The sequence below is a fragment of the Providencia sp. PROV182 genome (assembly GCF_028480325.1).
GTDB classification, from domain to species: Bacteria; Pseudomonadota; Gammaproteobacteria; order Enterobacterales; family Enterobacteriaceae; genus Providencia; species Providencia hangzhouensis.
Map to the genome: position 1 here is coordinate 180,227 of NZ_JAMPOL010000010.1, position 21,994 is coordinate 202,220.

At 40.2% G+C, this 21,994-nt stretch carries 18 protein-coding genes; 7 read left to right on the top strand and 11 right to left on the bottom strand.

The window, feature by feature from the left end; genetic code table 11:
• Nucleotides 1-34 precede the first annotated feature (34 nt).
• From PR834_RS08855 to PR834_RS08870, 4 genes are all read right to left on the bottom strand, one after another.
• On the bottom strand, nt 35-682 hold the full coding sequence (locus tag PR834_RS08855; RefSeq protein WP_110591972.1) for a 3-keto-L-gulonate-6-phosphate decarboxylase UlaD: 648 nt from the start codon (nt 680-682) through the stop codon (nt 35-37).
• The gene (locus PR834_RS08860; RefSeq protein WP_004264964.1) at nt 679-1,509 is read right to left on the bottom strand and encodes a Cof-type HAD-IIB family hydrolase; all 831 of its coding nucleotides are present in this window, start codon (nt 1,507-1,509) and stop codon (nt 679-681) included. The genes PR834_RS08855 and PR834_RS08860 overlap by 4 nt, the downstream gene beginning before the upstream one ends.
• A gap of 50 nt (nt 1,510-1,559) precedes the next feature.
• Nucleotides 1,560-2,027 (bottom strand): PTS sugar transporter subunit IIA, encoded by a 468-nt coding sequence (locus PR834_RS08865; protein WP_036959017.1) that lies wholly within the window; start codon nt 2,025-2,027, stop codon nt 1,560-1,562.
• A gap of 72 nt (nt 2,028-2,099) precedes the next feature.
• Complete coding sequence (locus PR834_RS08870; protein WP_112308263.1) at nt 2,100-3,854, bottom strand: PTS ascorbate-specific subunit IIBC; 1,755 nt, start codon at nt 3,852-3,854, stop codon at nt 2,100-2,102.
• A gap of 402 nt (nt 3,855-4,256) precedes the next feature.
• On the opposite strand from PR834_RS08870, the gene ulaR reads away from it, so the two are divergent.
• From ulaR to PR834_RS08890, 4 genes are all read left to right on the top strand, one after another.
• Complete coding sequence (gene ulaR, locus PR834_RS08875; RefSeq protein ID WP_036959016.1) at nt 4,257-5,012, top strand: HTH-type transcriptional regulator UlaR; 756 nt, start codon at nt 4,257-4,259, stop codon at nt 5,010-5,012.
• A gap of 113 nt (nt 5,013-5,125) precedes the next feature.
• Nucleotides 5,126-6,193: an L-ascorbate 6-phosphate lactonase gene (gene ulaG / locus PR834_RS08880; protein WP_094961696.1), complete on the top strand. Its 1,068-nt coding sequence runs from the start codon at nt 5,126-5,128 to the stop codon at nt 6,191-6,193.
• Between the two features lie 310 nt (nt 6,194-6,503).
• Nucleotides 6,504-6,797, top strand: coding sequence for a 2OG-Fe(II) oxygenase family protein (locus PR834_RS08885; protein ID WP_094961698.1), 294 nt, complete (start codon nt 6,504-6,506; stop codon nt 6,795-6,797).
• A 126-nt stretch (nt 6,798-6,923) separates the two neighbouring features.
• Nucleotides 6,924-7,655, top strand: coding sequence for a DMT family transporter (locus tag PR834_RS08890; RefSeq protein WP_272536597.1), 732 nt, complete (start codon nt 6,924-6,926; stop codon nt 7,653-7,655).
• Nucleotides 7,656-7,808: 153 nt separating this feature from the next.
• Here the strand turns inward: PR834_RS08890 and fbpC are convergent, their stop codons facing one another.
• From fbpC to PR834_RS08925, 7 genes are all read right to left on the bottom strand, one after another.
• A complete protein-coding gene (gene fbpC, locus PR834_RS08895) occupies nt 7,809-8,849 on the bottom strand; it encodes a ferric ABC transporter ATP-binding protein (protein WP_036959014.1) in 1,041 nt (346 codons plus the stop codon).
• Nucleotides 8,850-8,865: 16 nt separating this feature from the next.
• Nucleotides 8,866-10,944 (bottom strand): ABC transporter permease, encoded by a 2,079-nt coding sequence (locus PR834_RS08900; protein ID WP_164565092.1) that lies wholly within the window; start codon nt 10,942-10,944, stop codon nt 8,866-8,868.
• A gap of 202 nt (nt 10,945-11,146) precedes the next feature.
• Nucleotides 11,147-12,178, bottom strand: a complete 1,032-nt coding sequence (locus tag PR834_RS08905; protein WP_272536598.1) for an ABC transporter substrate-binding protein — start codon at nt 12,176-12,178, stop codon at nt 11,147-11,149.
• 14 nt (nt 12,179-12,192) lie between these two features.
• Nucleotides 12,193-13,518, bottom strand: a complete 1,326-nt coding sequence (gene uhpC / locus PR834_RS08910; protein WP_196724333.1) for an MFS transporter family glucose-6-phosphate receptor UhpC — start codon at nt 13,516-13,518, stop codon at nt 12,193-12,195.
• Between the two features lie 106 nt (nt 13,519-13,624).
• Complete coding sequence (locus PR834_RS08915; RefSeq protein ID WP_196724331.1) at nt 13,625-15,151, bottom strand: MASE1 domain-containing sensor histidine kinase; 1,527 nt, start codon at nt 15,149-15,151, stop codon at nt 13,625-13,627.
• A gap of 7 nt (nt 15,152-15,158) precedes the next feature.
• Nucleotides 15,159-15,785, bottom strand: coding sequence for a response regulator transcription factor (locus PR834_RS08920; protein WP_094961704.1), 627 nt, complete (start codon nt 15,783-15,785; stop codon nt 15,159-15,161).
• Nucleotides 15,786-15,941: 156 nt separating this feature from the next.
• Nucleotides 15,942-16,967, bottom strand: a complete 1,026-nt coding sequence (locus tag PR834_RS08925; RefSeq protein WP_272525237.1) for a methyltransferase — start codon at nt 16,965-16,967, stop codon at nt 15,942-15,944.
• 1,336 nt (nt 16,968-18,303) lie between these two features.
• Here PR834_RS08925 and PR834_RS08930 point away from each other — a divergent pair.
• Genes PR834_RS08930 through glrR form a run of 3 tightly spaced genes read left to right on the top strand, consistent with a single transcriptional unit; the run spans nt 18,304 to nt 21,910 of the window.
• A complete protein-coding gene (locus PR834_RS08930; protein WP_153673946.1) occupies nt 18,304-19,743 on the top strand; it encodes a sensor histidine kinase in 1,440 nt (479 codons plus the stop codon).
• On the top strand, nt 19,743-20,573 hold the full coding sequence (qseG, locus tag PR834_RS08935; protein ID WP_004264939.1) for a two-component system QseEF-associated lipoprotein QseG: 831 nt from the start codon (nt 19,743-19,745) through the stop codon (nt 20,571-20,573). The genes PR834_RS08930 and qseG overlap by 1 nt, the downstream gene beginning before the upstream one ends.
• Nucleotides 20,570-21,910 carry a two-component system response regulator GlrR gene (gene glrR / locus PR834_RS08940; protein WP_004264938.1) on the top strand — a complete coding sequence of 447 codons (1,341 nt, stop codon included), beginning with the start codon at nt 20,570-20,572 and terminating at the stop codon, nt 21,908-21,910. Before qseG ends, glrR begins: the two co-directional genes overlap by 4 nt.
• The last annotated feature ends 84 nt before the right edge of the window (nt 21,911-21,994 follow it).

The window sequence follows — 21,994 nt, forward strand, 5'->3', positions numbered from 1 at the left end:
AGGTCGGTTTTTGAGTCAGAATTATTCCTAATTACTATTTCCAAAAACGGTCAATTTGTTCCCTTAGTGCTTCCGCCGTTTTTTGGCCTTTTTCACCCACTAACGCACGGCCAGCAATAAAGGCTTTTGCATTGATACCATTAAATAAATGCAGGTCTTCTGGAATTATCCCGCCTGTAATTGAGAGTTCTAGTCCTAAATCAGACAGTTTGCGCATTTTTTCGATATCTTCATTGGTCCAGCCAATACCAGCGAGTTCTGCATCACGGGAACGATGGTAAATAGCTTGCGAAATGCCAAGTTCAACCCAATTTTTAGCATCGTCAAAAGTCCAATTACCATAGATTTCAATTTGGATTTCACGATTAAACTCATCGGCAACTTTTTTACAGGCAGCTATAGTGGCAATATGTGCCGCCGCTGATACTGTGATCCAATCTGCTCCCGCTTCAAATGCCATTTTCGATAAAATGGCTCCACCATCCGTGGTTTTCATATCGCAAACTAGAATGTGGTTGGGATATTTTTGACGTAAAGTCGCGACCGCATTCATGCCTTCTGCAAAAGCTAAGATTGTGCCCACTTCAATAATATCAACGAAAGTGTGTACATTTTCAGCCACTTCGAGTGCAGCCGGTAAGTTGGTTTGGTCTAGAGCTATTTGGATCAAAGGCTTTGTCATTGTGATTGTCCTAAAATATTTTCATGTATGAGACGCGCAAGGCCGTCACCATTGTTATCGGTAGCACAAACGAAATCCGCATGGGACTTCACGGTGTCATCAGCATTTTTCATTGCAACTCCTAAGCCTGCTAGCTTAATCATGGAGATATCGTTGTGATTATCACCAACAGCAATAACTTGCTTCGAGTCATAACCCAGAGAATGAAGATACTCAGCTAAACGCGTTCCTTTGTTATTGCCTTTAGCAGCAAAATCGAAACGGTTTGACCATGATTTTTCTGCATTAAAAGTTTGTTTTATCCAAGGTGAGTTTAAGAAGCGCTCTAACGTAGCCGGTTCACCTTCGACGACAAATTTCCAAATATAGTCAGCGTGCTGGACTTGTTCTTCAAATGAATCAATGCGATAAATTTTTGGCGGATGGGCCATGGTTGGGTCGTTAGCCCATTGCTCCATCGCGCTCATGTAATCGATGGGATCGATTTTTGAATACACCATGGCATCGGTGATATACATCACCATTTTCAGTTTGTCCTGTTGCGCCAGTTCAATAAAAGTGAGCGCGTTCTCTTTGGTGAGAGCATTGTGTGTGAGAACTTTTTCATTTTGGTAATCATAAATATAAGTACCATTGCAACAAATAATTGGCGTGGTTAAACCAAGCTCATCATAATAGGGGCGAGCTGCGGTATGATGGCGACCCGTGACTATCATGACATGGCATTGTTTTGCTGCTTTGTGAATGGCTTGTTTGACGGCTGGGTGGATAGTGTGTTCTTGAGTTAAAACTGTGCCATCTAAATCAAGCGCTAATACGTTATACATAGTTGATTACCTCTATTGCTAATTAATGATTCTTTTTTATTATCATTAAATTAGCATAATGCTTGGTCAATAACCTGATAAACATCATCAATGGTGCGGCAGCGACGTAATTTATCAAGATCGACACCGGTTTCACTGTTTTCATCATCGAGAACGCGAGTCACTTCCATCAAGCCTTCCATATGTTCATCTGATGAGCTACCCGCTAAGGTGATCAGCACATCAACGGGTTCATCCTCGCCATCAAAAATAATGGGTTTGTCTAGAGTGACTAAAGCAAAGGCTGTTTTTAGTACACCATCTTCAGGTCTTGCATGGGGAAGGGCCAAATTAGGCGCGATACAAATATAAGGCCCAAGTTTTTCGACGCTGCTGATGATTGCCTCATGATAACTGGGTTTTATCGCCCCCGAAGCGATGAGCAGGTCTGTACCTATCTTAATAGCATCACGCCAGTTATCAGCGGATGCTTTTAGCTGTATCGAATTATTGTCGATTAGTGATTGTTTAAATCCCATCATTGCCTTCCTATTTTTCAACGTTAAGGGAGTAGATACCGTTATGAGCGATATCTATTCCTATGACTTAGGCTATTTATTTCCAATAAAATTAGTATGTATGATATCGAGTAGTTCATCACCGAATGAGTTAGGGTTGAGCATATTTTGTACGCCAAGCACAAATTTCCCATCACCGGGGTCCATTTCTGAGCTTAAATGCTTAGAGGAAACGATAATATCAGTGGCTGTTAATTTTGATTTATAGTCAGATACGGCGCAGGAGTCCATGATGTGTGGGATCCCTTTTTTCTCAAGATACTGGCCAATTTTCATTTTCATCATCATTGACGAGCCTTGTCCATTACCGCAAACTGCTAAGATACGTACAGGTTTAGCGCCGCTATTTTCAAGTGGGGCTGCTTCAGCTTTCTCATTGACCTCACTTTCAGCTTCGGTTGGACTTTGTGCGTCTTCTTCAGCGCGTAATTTTTTTGCGGCAAAGTACATATAGACAAAGGAGAGGGCGACAACCACAAAGAAGAACATTTTAGAGAAAGACAAACCTTGCATAATGACAGGGAAAGCTAATGCCCAGTCGGCCATTCCCATCCAACCGCTAAATTCAGTACCTTGTCGATTGATAAGATCAATGGCCCAAGCGGAACCTAATATCTCGATAACGCCCATGACAAAACAGACTTTCATAACCGCTTTCCAGCCGCCAAAATGGTTTGCAAAGATACCAATAGTGGCGTTAGAGAAAAACATTGGGATAAAACCAGGAATAATCATAATTGGCGAGTTAAATGCCAACATACCCAGAACGGCAACAAATTGCCCAATTGCCCCCCACATAAAGCCAAATACCATCGCATTAGGTGAGAAAGCGTAGATTGCTGCACAATCGATAGCGAGCACAGCGTTGGGAATGACACGTTCGGAGATTCCTTTAAAGGCCTCAGAAAGCTCGGCAACAAACATTCGCACACCCGTTACAATGATTTGGATAGCAACGGCAAACTTTAAACCTGTTTCAATAATATAAATGGTCCAGTGGGTGGTCCCTGCCATGGTTTGCAGATTAGGTATACCAAAGGAAATTAAGATCACACCAAAGAATAAGGTCATCACAATGGCAGTAGCGGAAATACTGTCATGGAAGATATGCAGCCATTTGGGCAGTTTTAAATTATCAACACTGTCTTTTCTATCCCCCAATTTCGGGGAAACTTTGGTTGCTATCCATGAGGCAAACTGCTGCTGGTGGCCGATAGAAAAACCGGCACCGCCAGTAACTTCTTGCGTTGGCTTAAACATAATATTGGAAGAAATTCCCCAATACAGCGCCATTAATACCGCAGAATACAAAATGGTTTCCCACATGCTTGAGCCAAGCACAAAATAGAAAACAGCGATTAGGCCTGCTTGTTGAAACATAATATGCCCTGTCAACATAATGGTACGAATACCCGTGACGCGGCGAAAAAGGACTAAAACAATATTAATTGCGAGAGCTAATAAAACGGTATAGCCCACCCAAGAATAGTTATCACCCATGGCTTCCATTGTCGCCATCATTGACGTATATGGGTCAATAACTGAGCCCGTAAGTCCATGGTATTCAGACATTTTTTCTATTACGGGTTTAAAACTGGAAACTAAAGTACTGGCTCCAACGCCAACTAGCATAAAACCAACAATCGTTTTGATTGTCCCTTTGAGGATTGTCGTGCCATCGCGCTTTAATAGCCAATAACCAATAAATGTGACTAAGCCTAATAATAGAGGCGCTTTTGTCATTACTTGGCTGTAAAAAATATAGAAAGCGTCGTATAAAAAATCCATATTTTTACCTCTAATCAAATTGTATTTGTAATTTATCTGGGTCAGAGATGATTCATATTGATCGTATCTGGTGTTATTGCGATATAATCATTTAAAGGGGTTAAACAATCCCGCAAAAATCAAATGTGATCATATGTAATCACGAATTGCTCTTTTATGATTGTTTGCATTTGTCTGTTTTTTTACCAGTAAAAAAATAAATAAATGGCGACTTGATCACGTAAAATTTAAAATATTCATATATATCAATGTGATATTTTTACTTGAATCAAATATTGTTTTTTTGCATAAGCAAAGGTTGACAATATTAGATGAGATAAATAGAATCAAAACTAATCACTAGTAATCATTTTGAGTCATATGTCATCATGGTCGTGATTATTAACTAATAAGGCGATGATTATGAATGAAGTGCAAAGACACAATGAAATATTGTCGTTATTGGAAACGCATCGAGTGATCAATGTTTCTCATATAACCGAACAATTTAGTGTGTCTCCTGCAACTGCTCGTCGTGATATTTCAAAGTTAGATGGGCAAGGTAAATTGCGAAAAGTCCGTAATGGCGCAGAACGTATTGAAAATAAAAAGCGTAAGTGGACACCGTTAAACATCAATAGTACTGAGCACTATGAAGAAAAGTCTGAAATCGCAATTAAAGCGGCAGAACTTTGTCTTCCGGGAGAAAGTGCTGTAATTAACTGTGGTTCAACCGCGTTTATGTTAGGGCAGCAGTTGTGCGGTAAAAACGTGCAAATTGTGACGAATTATTTTCCATTAGCGAGTTATTTGATTGACCAAGACCATGATGACGTCATTTTAATCGGTGGGCAGTATAACAAAGCACAAAACATTTTTTTGAATCCTGCTTTGAACACGTTAATGGGCTATGCCGGTAACTGGATGTTTACTTCAGGTAAAGGATTAACGGAAGCTGGCTTATATAAAGCGGATATGTTAACTGCGGTAGCAGAGCAGCAAATGCTTGACCAAATTGATAAATTAGTCGTTGTTGTAGACAGTTCCAAAGTGGGTCATCGAACGGGAATGTTATTTTGCCCAGCTAATAAGATAGATGTTCTTATCACTGGAAGAAATGCCAATGCTGAGGTTATCAAAGCGATTGCCGAACAGGGCACGCGAGTGATACTGGTTTAATTCCGTCGAATACCTGATTTTTTAATATAGACAAATTCAGCTGCCATGCCTTAATTTCTCGATTAAGGCATCAGGCTCCCTACATCTAAAATTCTAGAAAAGGTATTGTTACTATGAGCAAAGTAAATGAAATCACACGTGAATCTTGGATTTTAAGTACGTTTCCTGAGTGGGGAACGTGGCTAAATGAAGAAATTGAAAAAACGGTTGTTGAACCCAATACCTTTTCAATGTGGTGGCTGGGGTGCACAGGTATTTGGTTAAAGAGTGAGGGAAATACCAATGTTTGTATCGATTTTTGGTGTGGAACAGGGAAAAAAACGCAAAAAAATCCACTCATGAATAAGCAACACCAAATGATGCGTATGGGCGGTGTTGAAGCGCTACAACCCAACTTACGTACTGCAATTTTCCCTTTAGATCCGTTTGCGATTAAAGAAGTTGATGCGATTTTAGCTTCTCATGACCATGCTGACCATATCGATGTCAATGTCGCTGCTGCGGTAATGCAAAACTGTGGTGACCACGTTAAATTTATTGGCCCTCAAGCTTGTGTGGATTTATGGATAAAATGGGGAGTACCAACCGAACGTTGCGTTGTTGCCAAAGTCGGTGATGTACTGGAAGTGGGGGATATGAAAATCCGTGTGTTAGACTCATTTGACCGCACGGCACTAGTGACATTGCCACAGGGTGTTTCTTCTTATGATAAGCAAATTTTAGATGGTATGGATTCACGTGCAGTGAATTACCTGATTGAAACAACAGGTGGCTCTATTTATCATTCAGGCGATTCACATTATTCAAACTATTATGCGGCTCACGGTAACCGTTATCAGATTGATGTGGCATTGCTTTCCTATGGAGAGAACCCACGTGGTGTGACCGATAAAATGACGTCATCCGATATTTTACGTGCGGCAGAGTCATTAGATTGCGAGCGGGTTATTCCATTCCACCATGATATTTGGGCTAACTTCCAAAATGATCCGCGGGAAATTGAAGTCTTGTGGAATATGAAAAAAGAGCGTTTGCAATATAAATTTGCCCCGTTCTTCTGGCAAGTGGGTGGGAAATATACTTATCCAACAGATAAAAACCGCATGCATTATCAACATTTCCGCGGCTTTAGTGATATTTTCAAAAATGAACCTGAATTGCCATATAAAGCGTTTTTATAATTAATCCTGCTATTAAAAGCAGCGTTTAAGGAAACTTAGACGCTGTTTTTTTATTTTATTTAAAAAATATATATATTCAAATAATATGTATTGCCAATATATTTATTATCTATGTGGCATTATTTTTTATTAATCTACTGACGTTGACTGTCTTAATTTAATATTTTCTAATGTTAGTGCTATCAATGTAGATAACTTATCTGATTCAATAAAAATAATTTCTGCTGATTTAATTTCAGTTGTTAATGATGTTAAATTTAAAAAATTTTTAGAAAACCTAACAGGAAGTAAGGTAAATATTATATCAAACATGTACTTAAGCAAGTTTGATAAAGATGATTTTCTAACTACACATTGCGACTCCGATGATGGGATAGGTATTGTAATTAACCTAACAAAGGAATGGGAAGCAAATTATGGAGGATTAACGATGATTTTAGATAAGGATAAAAAGACAATTTTAGATACTTTTATCCCGTCATATTTAAATATTTTAATTTTTGATACAAAAAAAAGAAAAATCCCACATTTCGTTTCCACAGTGACATCTAATAGAACAAGTAAAAGAATGGCATTAGTTGTGAGGTATAATGAAGCAAATTAAAGTACTTCTTTGTGCTATTTTAATATCATTCATATGGGGGAGTGCATTTCCTATATCAAAACTAGCGATTGACCAAGTAGGTGTTTGGGCTTTTAGAATCTACTCCCTAATTATTTCAGTTATTTTTTGTGCTTTGTTTTTTTCTTTTTTAGTCGGTGTCGGTTTAATTTTCGAGAGTTTGTAAACAGTATCCCACTTGGTTTTTTAAATATTTTTTTAGTTCCTATATTAAATAGTTTGGCGTTAAAGTATACAGAAGCGGTAAAGGCATCTGTACTTGTTTATACAATGCCAGTAATGGCAACAGTTGTATTGGGTGTAATAAATAAACATATTGAAACTCGGTCAGTATTTGTATCTTTGTTATGCATTAGTGGTATTTTTATCTTTATATCACCAGTTGGTATAAGTATTGGTGAAATGATAATTTTATTAAGTGCATTTATGTGGGCGCTAGGAACTATTTTATCTGAAAAAATTACCATGAAAATAAACCTAACTTCAAAAGTATTTTATCAAAATATAGTATCATTTATTTTTCTTATTTTATTAATTCCATTTTTAAATGTTGATTTAAACATATTGAGTAATATACATTCTGAATTTTTTATGAGTGTATATATACCAATTATCTATATGGGGATAGCTAATGGCGTGATTGTTTATGTTCTTTGGTATTATATGATAGGGTATGGTGGCGCAAAGCTTTCATCATACTCAATTCTTATTTCACCAATCATTAGTGTGATGATTTCATCCTATCTTTTAGATGAGACAATGACAATTTCGATGATAATCGGTATGTTATTTATTTTGTTAAGTATGTTAATTGTACTTTCAGAAAAAAATAAAAATTGATATTGAAGTCACCGATAATATGCTTTTAGTGATTATTTTCTTATGGGGCACATTCCCCCTCCGCCCTTATGGGTGAAGGGAGAATGTGCTATTCACAATGCTAAGTTTCCCTTGTTACCTAATGACATTTTGTATTATTCAAAGAGTGAGATATTACTCAAGAATAAACATGCCGTATGGGTGGATCTGCAAATACAGGTTTTCCCCGACAGAGGGTTGTAATTGAGTGGCATTAATTTGCAGCAACATTGATTGACCATGCCAATCAACAGTGACTTCATATTGAGGCCCCATATAAGCAACATGAGTCACTGTACAGCGTTGGCTGTCTTCACCTTGTAAACTCAGCGTGATAGCTTCGGGACGAACCCCCACAGTTACCGCGGTTTTATCAGTAACAAACTGTTCTGGGCGTGGTAAGCGATAATTGAAAATATCCACGGAATCCGCACTGAGTGTCGCAGGGAAAATATTGGCATCCCCCATAAAGCTGGCCATAAATTTTGACGCTGGCTGGCGGTAGAGCTCTTGCGGTGAGCCGAGTTGCATGATTTTCCCTTTATTCATGACCAACACCATATCCGAAACCGCAAAGGCCTCGCTTTGGTCATGGGTAACATACAAAGAGGTGATATTAAACTGCTGCTGTAACTCACGGATTTTTTCACGCATGCTACGACGTAAATTCGCATCCAAGTTACTTAATGGCTCATCGAATAATAGGACCTTTGGCTTAAGGATCAATGCACGAGCTAAGGCAACTCGTTGCTGTTGTCCCCCAGAAATTTGGTCGACAAAGCGGTCAGCAAAACCAGCTAAATCAACTAATTCTAATGCCTCGTCAACTCGTTTTTTTATTTCGGCTTTGGGTAATCCTAACATTTTTAAGCCATAACCCACGTTGTCCCCCAAGGACATATGCGGGAACAGGGCATAAGATTGGAAAACCATACAGATATCGCGTTGTTGAATGGAACGGTCTGTCACATCTTCACCGTCAATAAACATACGGCCTTCAGTCGGTTTTTCTAAGCCAGCCACTAAACGCAATACGGTGGTTTTACCGCAGCCTGATGGGCCGAGTAGGGTCACCATGCTACCTTGAGGGATTGAAAGACTTAAATCATCGATGACGGTATTGTTGCCAAAGCGTTTAGTCACATTTTTTAGTTCAACAAAATGATGTTGTGTCATGTCAGTTACTCCATGATTACTGTGCATTTTTGGCTTTGGAACGTGAAACACGGGCTTCGCCAATCAAATAGTCAAATAAGAAAATAATTGCCAACATTACGACAATCAGGATTGAGCCATAGGCAATGGCAACGCCATATTCACCGTCTTCAACACGGTTCAAAATATAAGCCGTTGCGACGCGAGTATCTGGAGTAACCAAGAATACAATCGCACTGACAGTGGTGATCGCACGGACAAAGCTATAAATCAGCGCCGATAAAATGGCTGGGCGCAACAAGGGTAACAGGATAAAGAAGATGGTACGCATTGAACCCGCTCGTAAGCTGAGTGACGCTTCATCCAATGATTTATCAATTTGCCCTAAACCTGCAATACCAGCACGGATACCCACAGGGACGTTACGCATGGTCATTGAAATAATTACGATGGCAGCCGTTCCCGTTAAATAAAACGGTGAATCGTTAAAGGCTAAAATGTATGACACACCTGCCACGGTACCTGGAACAGCAAAACACAACATCGTCGTGAATTCGATGGTCTTTTTACCACGGAAGTCTTGGCGAACTACGATATAGGCAATTAGTAAACCAAGGATCGCGGTAATAGGTGCCGCAATACCTGCATACAGAAGCGTATCTAACAGTGACGGCCATGCACCATCACTCATACCCTGACCAAATAATTTAATAAAATTATCTAAGGTTAAGGTGTAATCAACACCCCAGTTCACGGTAAAGCTACCGTAGAAAATGCTACCGTATAACAATATGTTAAATGCAACCCAAATAGCTAAGAAGGCTGTTACAGTGGCAATTAACGATGTTGGTAACGGCTGAACATCACCACGGTAAGATTTCCCGGACACAGTGACATAGGAGCGTTTGCCTATCCACATATACTGAACGCAGAAGACTAAAAGTGAGAACACTAGTAGTGACGCACCCAAGGTACTGGCGGCTTGATAATCTAACTGCGACCCAGTGATATAGAAGTAAATTTGCGTCGCGAGTACGTCGAAGTTACCACCTAAAACTAATGGGTTACTAAAGTCAGCCAATGATTGCACTATGACGATTAAAAATGCGTTTGCCAAAGCAGGTTTCAGTAATGGCATAAATACATTAAAGAAAGTTTGGTAACGGTTGGCACGCAATGTATAAGACGCTTCTTCTAAAGATGGGTGAATGGTTTTAATCGCACCATCTAAAATCATGAATGACATCGGGGTGAATGCTAGCACTTGCGCTAACCAAATTCCCGTAAAGCCATATAGCCAGTTGGTATTTTCAAGGCCCATATAGGTAGCAAGGAATTCGGTAATATACCCCGAACGCCCCATCATCAATGTGACCCCTAGACCGACGACAAATGGGGGAGTGACGATAGGCAAAATAGAAAAAACACGGCCAATGATGGCGGAGCGTTTAGCAATACGCGTCGTATAAATGGCTAAAATTAAACCAAAGAAAGTACAGCCAGCCCCTACTGCTAACGATAAAAATACAGAGTTAATAATAACTTGGACAATATGCGATTGTGTCAAAATTGCCACAAAGGCGAATGGCGCAAAGTCTCCGTTTCCATCAGTAAACATCGGGATAAAAATAGCGACACTTGGGAACACAATAAACAGGGTTATTAAAGCAACAACGGTGATCAGTGAGCCAATAACAAACTGGTCTCCACCGAGCCACTCAAGGCGGGTTAACGCCAATGTCATCACCATTCCCAAGGCGATAAATAGCACAATAGCTGAGTAACCTAACCCTTTCCCTTCAAAGTAGGAGGTTAAGATCACCACGACGGCGGTGATAACAGCCACGCCAATATCGACGTAATGCCGTGTTTTATGATAACGATCCGCTGGTGTTAACGGGCGAATAAATAAAATAGAAGGTAATAAATACCAAAGCCAACTAATGTTTAGGCTACTCCAACCGTAAGCCGCTATGATCTCGTCTTGTGTTGAATCAAGTACGCCATAGTCTAGGCTCCAAGAAGGTAGTAACGCGAAACCTAGCCATGCAATCAGCAACCAAAAGAATATGCTATCCTTTTTGGTTGGGGTCGATAAGGTTAGGGTTTGAGACATAGTTCCCCCTAAGCTCGTCATATTTTGCGCTGTCACGGTATTGGCTTCACTCCGTTACCCTAGTCACATACTTATGTATGCTCCTAGGGATAACGTCACTTGCCGCCTAGTGACAACACTCATAATTTGAAGCTTAATTAAATTAATTTTTTATTCTAGTTAAGTAAGTGCTCAGTGCGGCGAGTTAACGCCGCACTTAATGCTATTTGCTCATTTTGACTTCAGTAACCCATTTATTGATAAGGTTTTTACGGACGTCAGCATCACCGTATTTATCCATATCGTAATTAATTAGGTTCAATTCATTGAGTTTTAATGAAATAGGCGAGGACTCTGCCGTTGTGTTGGTTAAGATTTGGTAAGATTTCCCTTCTTTCCAGCTCAGCTCTTGAGCTTCTTTCGATAAGACGAAATCAACGAATAATTTGGCGTTGTCCATATTACGTGCGTTTTTCAGGATACTGATCCCGCCGATTTCATAGCCTGTTCCTTCACAAGGAGCGATGAGTTCTAACGGCGCACCGTTTTCCACTTCTAATGAATAATCATGCAAGAAGCCAATACCAATTGCCGACTCACCACGAGCCGCATTACGTGCTGGAGCAATACCTGACTTGGTATATTGTGATATGTTAGCATTTAATTTTTTTAGATAATCAAAGGCTTGCTCATTTCCCCATAATTGGTCGAAAGTGGCTAATGCAGTATAAGCTGTCCCTGAACTTTGTGGGTCTGCGATTTGAATTTCGCCTTTATACTCAGGTTTTGTTAAATCTTTCCAGCAAGTTGGGATCGGCAAACCTTTTTCTTTTAAGCGGTCTTTATTGACACCGAAGCCTAAAATACCGATGTAAACTGCGGAAGAATAGTTACCTTTACGTTTTGCTGGGTCTTGGAACTGCGGCATAATTTCAGACAGATTTGGCGACTTGTATGGCTCAAGTAAATCCATTTCTCCTGCTTGTGAATGAGGGTCTAATGTACCGCCATACCACACGTCAGCTTGTGGGTTACGTTTTTCGGCCTCAATTTTGGCTAAAGTACTGCCAGAACCGTTACGTACAAAGGTGGTTTTGACATCGTATTTCTTTGCAAAAGCTTGCGTTTCAGTTTCGCACATGGCGTTAGTGGCGCTACAGTAAACAACCAAACGGCCCGCAGCATTTGCAGTGGTAGAAATAGCCGCTAGTGATAAACCAACAGCGATAAGCGTAGAGAGAGTTTTCAGTTTCATTTTCAGTCCTTTATTCAGGTTTTATTATCAGAGGGTGAAACAGTGCCTGCTAAATGCTCTCGCTTGCTGACATTGGCAATCAATAGAGGCATTAGCAGTAATCCCATCAAAGCCGCGGCACTGGTCAGTAAAGAAAACATTCCTGACCAACCATAATGTGCAATGACTTGAGAGAGTGGCCATCCCGCAATTGCCGCCCCTAAATAGGCGTACAATCCAAGATAGCCCGTTACCGCCCCAGCTGCTTTTTTATGACAATATTCTGTTGCAGCTAAGCCGATTAACATTTGTGGTCCAAACACAAAAAATCCGATAGCAAAGAAACATACAGCCAATAAAGCGTAGTGATGAATTGGCGTTAACCATAAGGCGCTAACTGAGACACAAAGCCCCAAAGAAAACAGTAGGATCATTGGCGCTCGTTGGCCGCGAAATAGGATATCAGAGCCCCAGCCAGAGCAGAGAGCACCTAATAATCCCCCCAATTCAAATAACGATAATGTTGCATTTGCACTGAGTAAATTAGTGCCATGTTTCTCTGTTAACCATAAATTCCCCCAATCGTTTATCGCCATGCGAATGAGATAAACCAAAATATAGGAGAAACCCAGTAACCAAATCATACGGTTAAAAATAATGGCATCTTTTAAAATCGTTAACATTGGCATGGGAGGGGACAAACGCTCTTGGCGTAGCTCCAACACATCTTGTCGCCATTGCCCCACGCTTGGAAGCTGTTCTTCTTGTGGTGTGCCACGTAATTGGCGGCACAGCCATAACCCAATGATGACTCCAATAACGCCAGGGACAATTAATGCCATTTGCCAGCTGTACTGGGTTGCCAATAATGCCGTTAGCAGAGGCAGTAACATTCCCCCTAGGTTGATGGAAATATTCCACAGCCCCCACCAAAACCCACGCTCATTGCGCGAATACCAGTGCGTTAGAATGCGTGCGCAAGGTGGCCAGCCCCAGCCTTGAAAAAAGCCATTTAGTGTCCATACGATTAATAACGCCGGAAACGATAAGCAATAGGCAAAAATAATATTTAGTAGCCCTGTCATCACTAAGCCGACACCCATAAACCAACGGTATCCGGTGATATCGTGGAAAATTCCCGATAAAAACTTAGAAATACCGTAGGTTAAATAAAATGCAGTCGCTATCCAGCCAATATCGCTTTTATCGAGAAACAGCTCGTTTTGCATGACAGGCATCACGAAGTTAAAACTCTTTCGCGTAAGGTAAAAAGTGGCATAACCAATAATCATTGATAGCATTAAGCGGCGACGCCAAAAACGATACGTGTTATCCAGACTCAAGGTGTCTTTACCTGTCATAGGGCGGTTTCTCTTGTTAGGCAAAATGTAATCAAGTTTTTAACAAAAAGGATGAGAGAAGGTATTAGGGGACTAGGAATTATTCCTAGTTTTGCGATGTTTTATCTCAAAATGTGGGCAAGTTAACACTTATTTGTGTTCCGTTTTGTGTGGTCAATGTCCAGTCACCACCTAAGGCTCGAACTCGCTCCTCAATACCGCGTAAACCAAAGCCACTCGTGCGTTTGCTAAATGGAATACCAACACCATTATCATCAACAACTAGCTGGATCGAGTCACCTATTTGCTGAAGAGATATGTGAATTTGTGTGGCTTTTGCATGTTTACTGATATTGTTAAGTAATTCTTGGACGAGGCGATAAAGTGTAAATAAAACCGTTTCATTGATCGGCGTTTCTTGTAAGCCATAGTGAAAGTGACATTGAATATTATTCTGTGGAAAAGAAAATTCAGTAATTAAGTGCTTAAGTGCATTTTCAAGGGACATTTCATCCAATACGGGAGGGCGCAATTGGCGCAATAATTGCCGCGTAGATTGGTGAATTTGCTGAGCTAGTTCATTTATTTGACTTGCTGCTTGGTGGCTGATGTCGTCAGACGCTGTTTTTTTCACTAGCATTGACTGAATTTGGATGGCAGTAATATTTTGCCCAATTTCATCATGCAACTCGCGAGCAATCGCTTTTTTGATATCTTCCTCGGTATGAACGAGTTGTAACATTAAGTCGCGTCGCGCTTTTAGCTCTTGCTCTAAGCGTTGTCGATAGCGCTGTAGGTTACTCGCCAGTTGTTTTTGTCGGCTAATTGCTATCCCAAGCCCAATGCCAATTAAGGCTTGGGAACTGAGAAACATTTCTAGCTCTTCTAAATCAACAAAGGCACCGTGAAATTGCCGTGCAAAAGTAATAATTAAACTGCCTAATAATGCAGAAAGTACGCCGCCCTGCCAACCATAGCGATAAGCCATAAAAACATTAGGAATAAAGACGAGTAGGACAATTAACCGCTCAATTTCGGGGGCAAAAAAGACTTGGGCACTCAACCCAACGACACAGAATAGAAAACACCAAACTATTAAAGAGGTTCGTAATTGTTTATCTGGCGTTCCATAATCAAGGAGCATTTGGTAGTGCTGCTCGTGGAGATATTCATAAATAAGGTAAACAAAAGGAGAGAGTAGTATTCCTCCGGTGAATGTTGTTAGGAATAATTGGCTAATGGAATAAGATGATAACCCACTGAATAATAAAGCGTGTAATACACTATTTGCGGCGACACCTGCGAGTAATAATAGTAATCGTTGCCAATATAACGTATAGCGCCACCAAATGTTTTGAATGACGAAGGCAACACCGAGACTCAATAATGGAGATAACAGTAAAACAGGTTGGAAGAGCAGTTGCTCTGATGATAACCAAAAATTTAATATCCCTTCGCTGAGTAGTAGTGTTGGCCAGTAACGTCGCCACAGGATAATCATCAATGCTAGGCGCAAGCCTTGCGGAAGAAATAAAGTTGCTTGAAAACTGTTTTGACTTAAATAAAAGCCGATGATCCACAACCCAATCCATAACAGAGAATAGGTAAAAAATAGAAAGATGGACTGCAGTGTTAAACGTAAGCTTTTATTCATGCCGAAATTACCTTGATATTAGGTTATGCTCTAACGCGTAATGAACAAGGTCGATGGTATTTTCGCATTGTAATTTGCCTAATATATTTGCACGATGCACATGCACAGTTTTATGGCTTAATTCAAGTTGCTCTGCGATCACTTTTACACTCAAGCCAGCAACTAATAAATCAAACACTTCCCGTTCCCGAGGCGTGAGTTCTTGTAGACTTTGCTGCGGTTGGGGTGAGTGGCGTAACGCTCTCATGGCATCGGCGCATAGGTAGCAGCCTCCTTGGTGCACTGAGCGAACCGCTTGCACTAATTCTTCAGGGCCACAGCGTTTAGTTAAATACGCACTGGCTCCAGCATCTAAAGCACTTTGCACAAAAGCGGGGGTATCATAAATACTCAAGATAATGGTGCGAAAATCCGGCTTTTTTTGGCGCAACCGTGATAAAAGTTGCAGGCCGTTCTCATCTGGCATCGAAATATCCATGATGGCAACATCAATATCTAAATTAAGCAAATTAGGCCAAGCTTCTTGAGCATTAGCATATTGCCCGACAACCGAAATATCAGGTTCAAGTGTTAATAGCTGTGCGAAGCCAGAACGCACAACGATATGGTCATCAACTAACGCGATTTTTATCATATTTTTATCAATTTGATGAGTAGGGTATTGGCAAATCTTATAGCAAGACGAACAGGGATAAGCTACTAACATAATTTAAAATTCTGATATTCATCAGGTATTTTCTTTCATTATCCTGCTTTAGTGCTTTGATTGTATAAAGCAGGATAGCGGACGTTAAATGGGGTATGCTTCAATAATGGAAATATGACATTGTGTTGAAATAATTTGTTTTAATTGTAAGTTTGCTTGATTTAGCAGTGAATTGAACTCAGTTTCTGTGCGTTCATGGCCTTCATCAAATAAAACCATCTGTACTAAATCCATATTTTTACTGAAGTGGGGGTGATTGTCGTTGGTAACAATATTTTCAATGATTAGTAACTTAGAGTTAGGACTCATCGACTTTCTAATTGTTTTAAGTATCTTTATTGCAACAGTATCTGACCAATTATGAGTAATATACTTGAGTAAATAAATATCAGCTTCAGGGCAGACTTCAAGAAATGAGCCAGCTTGGATGCTCCAACGTGTGGGGTCATCTAGTTGATTAAAAATATGTTTTTCTAATACTTGGGCTTTATCAAATAATATGCCTTTTAATGTTAAATTTGCTTTCATAACCTCTAAAAGTAACCCACCACAGCCGCCGCCAATGTCTGCAACGAGAGCGTTATCTGGGAAACTATAACTTTCTACGACAAATGCATTTTCTAATTTACTTACAGACGAAATGCCTTCGTGGAAATTATCACTATCAGTAATTCGTTCATCCCAATATTCATAAAAACTCATTCCAAACATGCTGTTAAACAAATGGGGTTCAAACGCGCTGCGGTGTAACTCGCCTGCGGGTAACCAGAACGAAGGGTCAGTAAACATCAATACCGCTTGCCGTAATGAAAACGTATTCTTTTCAGATAAATATTGTGCGGCGGGTGTGAGGTCAAATTTGTTATCAGGGGTTAGCTTAAAAATATCTTTAGTGGCTAATAATCGTAATAATCGAGTGAGTTCTCGGGGATTTGCTCCCGTTTCTTTGGCGAGTTCTTCAGCTGTTTTGGAACCTGATTGTAATGCTTCTGCAATACGCAGTTTCACCGCGGCACGTAGTGCAGCTTGGTATAAATAGCCAATAGATTGCTCTAAAATATGTAAAGCTGGTTGAAGATCCTGCATAGGTAATGAGGGCATTTTATTCATAAATACACCTTAAACGAGAAAGTAACAATAAAATATAATGATTGGTAAAGTATCTCTGCTGTTTTTATTATAGATGGATTTAACCAAAGTCAAATATATCAATTATATATTGTTGTCTTGCTCTCTATCTTAATTAGTGCCTTACGGTAAATCATTAATTATTCTAATTTAATTTATATTAAGTGTATATTTAATGTGTGATTAAACGACAGTGTCTTAAATAAGAGACAAACACACTATAGCCGTGTCTCCAAAAGGCGACATTTATCTTATTGATATTTAAGGTATTTGAAAATGAGCTAATCGGGTGTCATAAATTAGCGACACTTAAGAAAAAACAGTAAGCGGGTACGGTGTATTAAAAAGTAGCTAAAGTGGGATTAAAAATAAATTTTGTTTTTAATCATGTAGATATAAAATTTCTTGAAAAGTTGGCACGGCTTGTGCATAATAATATTCAGTTGCTCATTCAACTTCTTATGTAGGTCCAAAATTAGTTGGGTACATACCACATAAACCAAGAATGACGCCAAAGTAAGGTGCCTACCGTCCAACAGCATAGATATTCGCCTTCGGGCCTTATCAAACACAGGGCGACACGTGGAGTGAGGCACCACCTATATGATTATCTTTAATGTAAAGACATAATCATATAAAAAGCATTATAGAAGTTGTTATCGCTGGCGGGGTGAAGGTCAATACTTCATCCCGCCTTCCTGTTTTATGCCCGTCATACTTCGAACCGCAGCGTTGTTACCTGCGCTCAGCTACCCGAATCACACACTTTTGTATGTTTCATAGAGATATCTTCTCTTGCCGCCCTATGCCCGTCATACTTCGAACCGCAGCGTTGTTACCTGCGTTCAGCTACTCTAGTCACATACTTTTGTATGTTTCATAGAGATATCTTCTCTTGCCGCCCTATGCCCGTCATACTTCGAACCGCAGCGTTGTTACCTGCGTTCAGCCACTCTAGTCACATACTTTTGTATGCTCCTAGAGATATCTTCACTTGGCGCCTAGCTGCAATCCGAATTATTTAGGGCATAGCTTAGTGTTTTATTTTTAAAGAAAAAACTAAAGAAAAGACGAAAGAATTCATTTAGTAAGACCTATCGATTCTTTTATGCTTTCGTTTATGCGAAAAAGGAACATCCGGAGCGTTGAACATACCTATCTGAAAATTATCATTTTTTACCAATTAACTTGGCACGTTCATTGCTTTTTGATTGTTACACTTAGTCTGATTTTAACGCTATGGGACACAGAATTTGGATTGTGCTTTTCGCATTACAGGGAGTTCTGCTACCATTGCAATACGTTTAATGGGTATGAGATGAATGTATTGAGTAAATGGCGTTTTTTCCCTCGCTCCTTGCGTCAACTAGTTGTGATGGCATTCTGGCTTGTATTACTTCCTTTATTAGTATTAGCCTATCAGGCATATCAAAGCCTAGAGCAACTGAGTAACCAAGCTGCCAATATCAATAAAACCACGTTACTTGACGCACGGCGTAGTGAAGTGATGAGTAGCCTCGCCTTAGAAATGGAACGGAGCTATCGTCAATATTGTGTTTTGCAAGATGCTACATTGCATACTCAATATCAGAAACAGTTTGCAGACTACCAGCAAATGTTTGAACGTCAGCGAACGATCTTACCTACCTCGTCAGACACTTCTGCATTGACTAAGACTTTGGATGTACTTAAAACGGTTGTGTGTGAAAACAATGAACCGACAGAAAAAATCACACGGGCTTTAGAACAATTTTCTGCCGAAAATGCCTCATTAGTGCAAGAAACTCGTGATGTGATTTTTAGCCGTGGGGAACAGCTGCAAAAAGCGATTGCGAATAAAGGCCAATTATTTGGTTGGCAAAGCTTAATTTTATTCTTATTAAGCGCATTGCTAGTGGCATTATTTACTCGGATGATTATTGGCCCAGTTAAAGCTATCGAACGAATGATTAACCGTCTCGGTACTGGGCGTACAATTGCGAATAATATTGAACGCTTTAAAGGCCCTAGGGAGCTACGGACAATCGCACAGCGGATTATTTGGCTAAGTGAACGACTCGCATGGCTTGAATCACAGCGCCACGAGTTTCTACGCCATATTTCACATGAATTAAAAACACCTCTTGCAAGCATGCGTGAAGGAACAGAATTACTCGCTGATGAGGTGGCAGGGCCATTAACGGTGTCTCAAAAAGAAGTTGTAGAAATTCTTGATCACAGCAGTAAGCATCTTCAGCAACTTATTGAGCAATTACTTGATTATAATCGTAAGCTTGTCGATGACCCGCCAGAAGCACAAATTGTTGATTTACAAAAACTCATTGAAGATATTGTTAAAGCACATAATTTACCGGCACGGGCTAAAAATATTAAAACAGAAGTGCGTTTAAAAGTGGACAGCTGTTTAGCCGAACCCTCACTTTTAGGACGAGTTATTGATAATATCTACTCCAATGCGGTGCACTATGGTGGCGAATCAGGTAATATTTGGATCTCTAGTCGCCAAACAGGTAATAAGCTTCTGATTGAAGTTGCGAATACGGGGACGCCAATTCCTGAGTCTGAGCAAAGTATGATTTTTGAGCCGTTCTATCAAGGTTCACTACAAAGAAAAGGTGCTGTCAAAGGAAGTGGGCTAGGGCTGAGTATTGCGCAAGATTGTATTAAACAAATGGGGGGAGAACTTTCTCTCGTTCCCAACAAATCAGCAGATGTCTGTTTTAGAATTGAACTGCCTCTAACCGCAGAGAATGAATAATGGTAAATCGGTCTACAGGTGTTTGGGCGGTACTTTACCGTAACGCATCGTTAAGTAAATATAACCAAAGAGTACCTTATGTGATGAGACGTACAGGGCTCAATTTTGGGGCGGTTTTATTTTCCCTAATTTTAAGTGGATGTGTAGTAAAAAATGGTCAGTCACCACTCGAAACTCTGGCGCAAGTTGTTGTGCCTGAAGTTAAAGTCACAGACTACCGTTATACATCATGTGAATCTATTTGGAACAATGACCAGCCAACTGCACGGGAAAATGCATTATTTTGGTTACGAATGATGGACTGCGCAGATCGCACGGAAACCAGTCAAGCACGTGAAGATGCAGGTAAAATAGACGTAACAAATTGGTCGAGTGCATTTCAACAAAATATTTTGTTGAATTCTGCTGACCCGTCTATTGCAGAGCGCCGTAAAATGCTTGATAGCATAAATACGTACAGTTTGAATTTTCCCACAGGGGTACGTCCATTATTACAATTATGGCGTGAGCAACAAGTACAAATTATCAATCTGTCAGATGCAGGGGTTCGTTATAAACGTCTACAGCAAGAAATGGATACAAAACTCGACCGTCTAAAGGAAGATAATGCTAAATTGGCTTTTGAACTGAATACGACCTCCCGTAAGCTTGAAAATTTAACGGATATTGAACGCCAGCTTTCTTCTCGTAAGAAAAGCACCAACGAAACCGAAAAAGATGTAGAGAATGGGGTTGAAGGAGATAAGCCTATTTCCTCAGAAGAGCCAAAGCCTGATAGCAGCGCATCTTCTCCAGTAGAGCAAAATTCATCGGAGAATGAACAAAAATGACGAATCGTAAGTCAGCAAATTTATTGCTAGTTGACGATGACCCGAGCCTTCTTAAACTGTTAGGCATGCGCTTGAGTAGTGAAGGTTTTAAAGTCACTACAGCAGAAAGCGGCCCTGAAGCACTAAAAATCTTACAAAAAGAAAAATTAGATTTAGTGATCAGCGATTTACGCATGGATGAAATGGATGGTATGGCGCTTTTCGATGAGATACAAAAAGCCCATCCAAACATGCCAGTTATCATACTCACTGCTCATGGTTCTATCCCTGATGCCGTCGCGGCAACACAACGAGGCGTATTTAGTTTTTTAACTAAGCCAGTAGATAAAGACGCATTATATAAAGCAATCGATGAAGCTCTCGCGCTCTCTTCGACACCGATTAGCGATGAGGAGTGGAGCGCTGGTATAGTCACGCGTAGCCCCTTAATGATTCGGCTATTAGAACAAGCGCATATGGTGGCACAATCTGATGTTAGCGTGCTAATTAATGGGCAAAGTGGTACAGGTAAAGAAGTTTTAGCTCAGGCTATTCATAAAGCTAGCCCTAGGGCACGTAAGCCGTTTATTGCCATTAACTGCGGTGCATTACCTGAACAATTATTAGAGTCTGAATTATTTGGTCATGCTAAAGGGGCTTTTACCGGCGCAGTAAGTAACCGCGAAGGGTTATTCTTTGCAGCCAGCGGTGGTACGTTATTTTTAGATGAGATTGGCGATATGCCAATGCCATTGCAGGTTAAATTATTGCGAGTATTGCAAGAACGCAAAGTTCGCCCTTTAGGTAGTAACCGCGATTTAGATATTGACGTGCGAATTCTCTCCGCAACTCACCGGAATTTGCCTAAAGCGATGGAAAAAAATGAGTTTCGTGAGGACCTCTATTATCGCTTAAATGTGGTTAATCTGCGTATTCCTGCGTTAAATGAACGTTCTGAAGATATTCCATTATTAGCAAATCATCTATTGCGTGAATCTGCATCACGGCATAAACCTTTCGTGCGTAGTTTTTCCAGTGACGCCATGAAGTGCTTAATAACAGCGAGTTGGCCGGGCAATGTTCGTCAATTAGTTAATGTTATTGAACAATGCGTTGCATTAACAACGTCTCCTGTTATCAGCGAAGCACTCGTTAGCCAAGCGCTTCAAGGTGAAAATACGGCCTTGCCGACATTTGTTGAAGCTCGTAATCAATTTGAATTGAATTATTTACGTAAGTTATTACAAATGACAAAAGGGAATGTCACCCAAGCTGCCCGAATGGCAGGGCGAAACCGCACAGAATTTTACAAATTACTTGGTCGACACGATTTAGAAGCCAATGATTTTAAAGAATAAATAAGAATTATTTACCACATAGTTGTTATCGATTACATTATGTGGAATAAGGCAATTCATATTCACGCTCCGGGAGAAAAAACA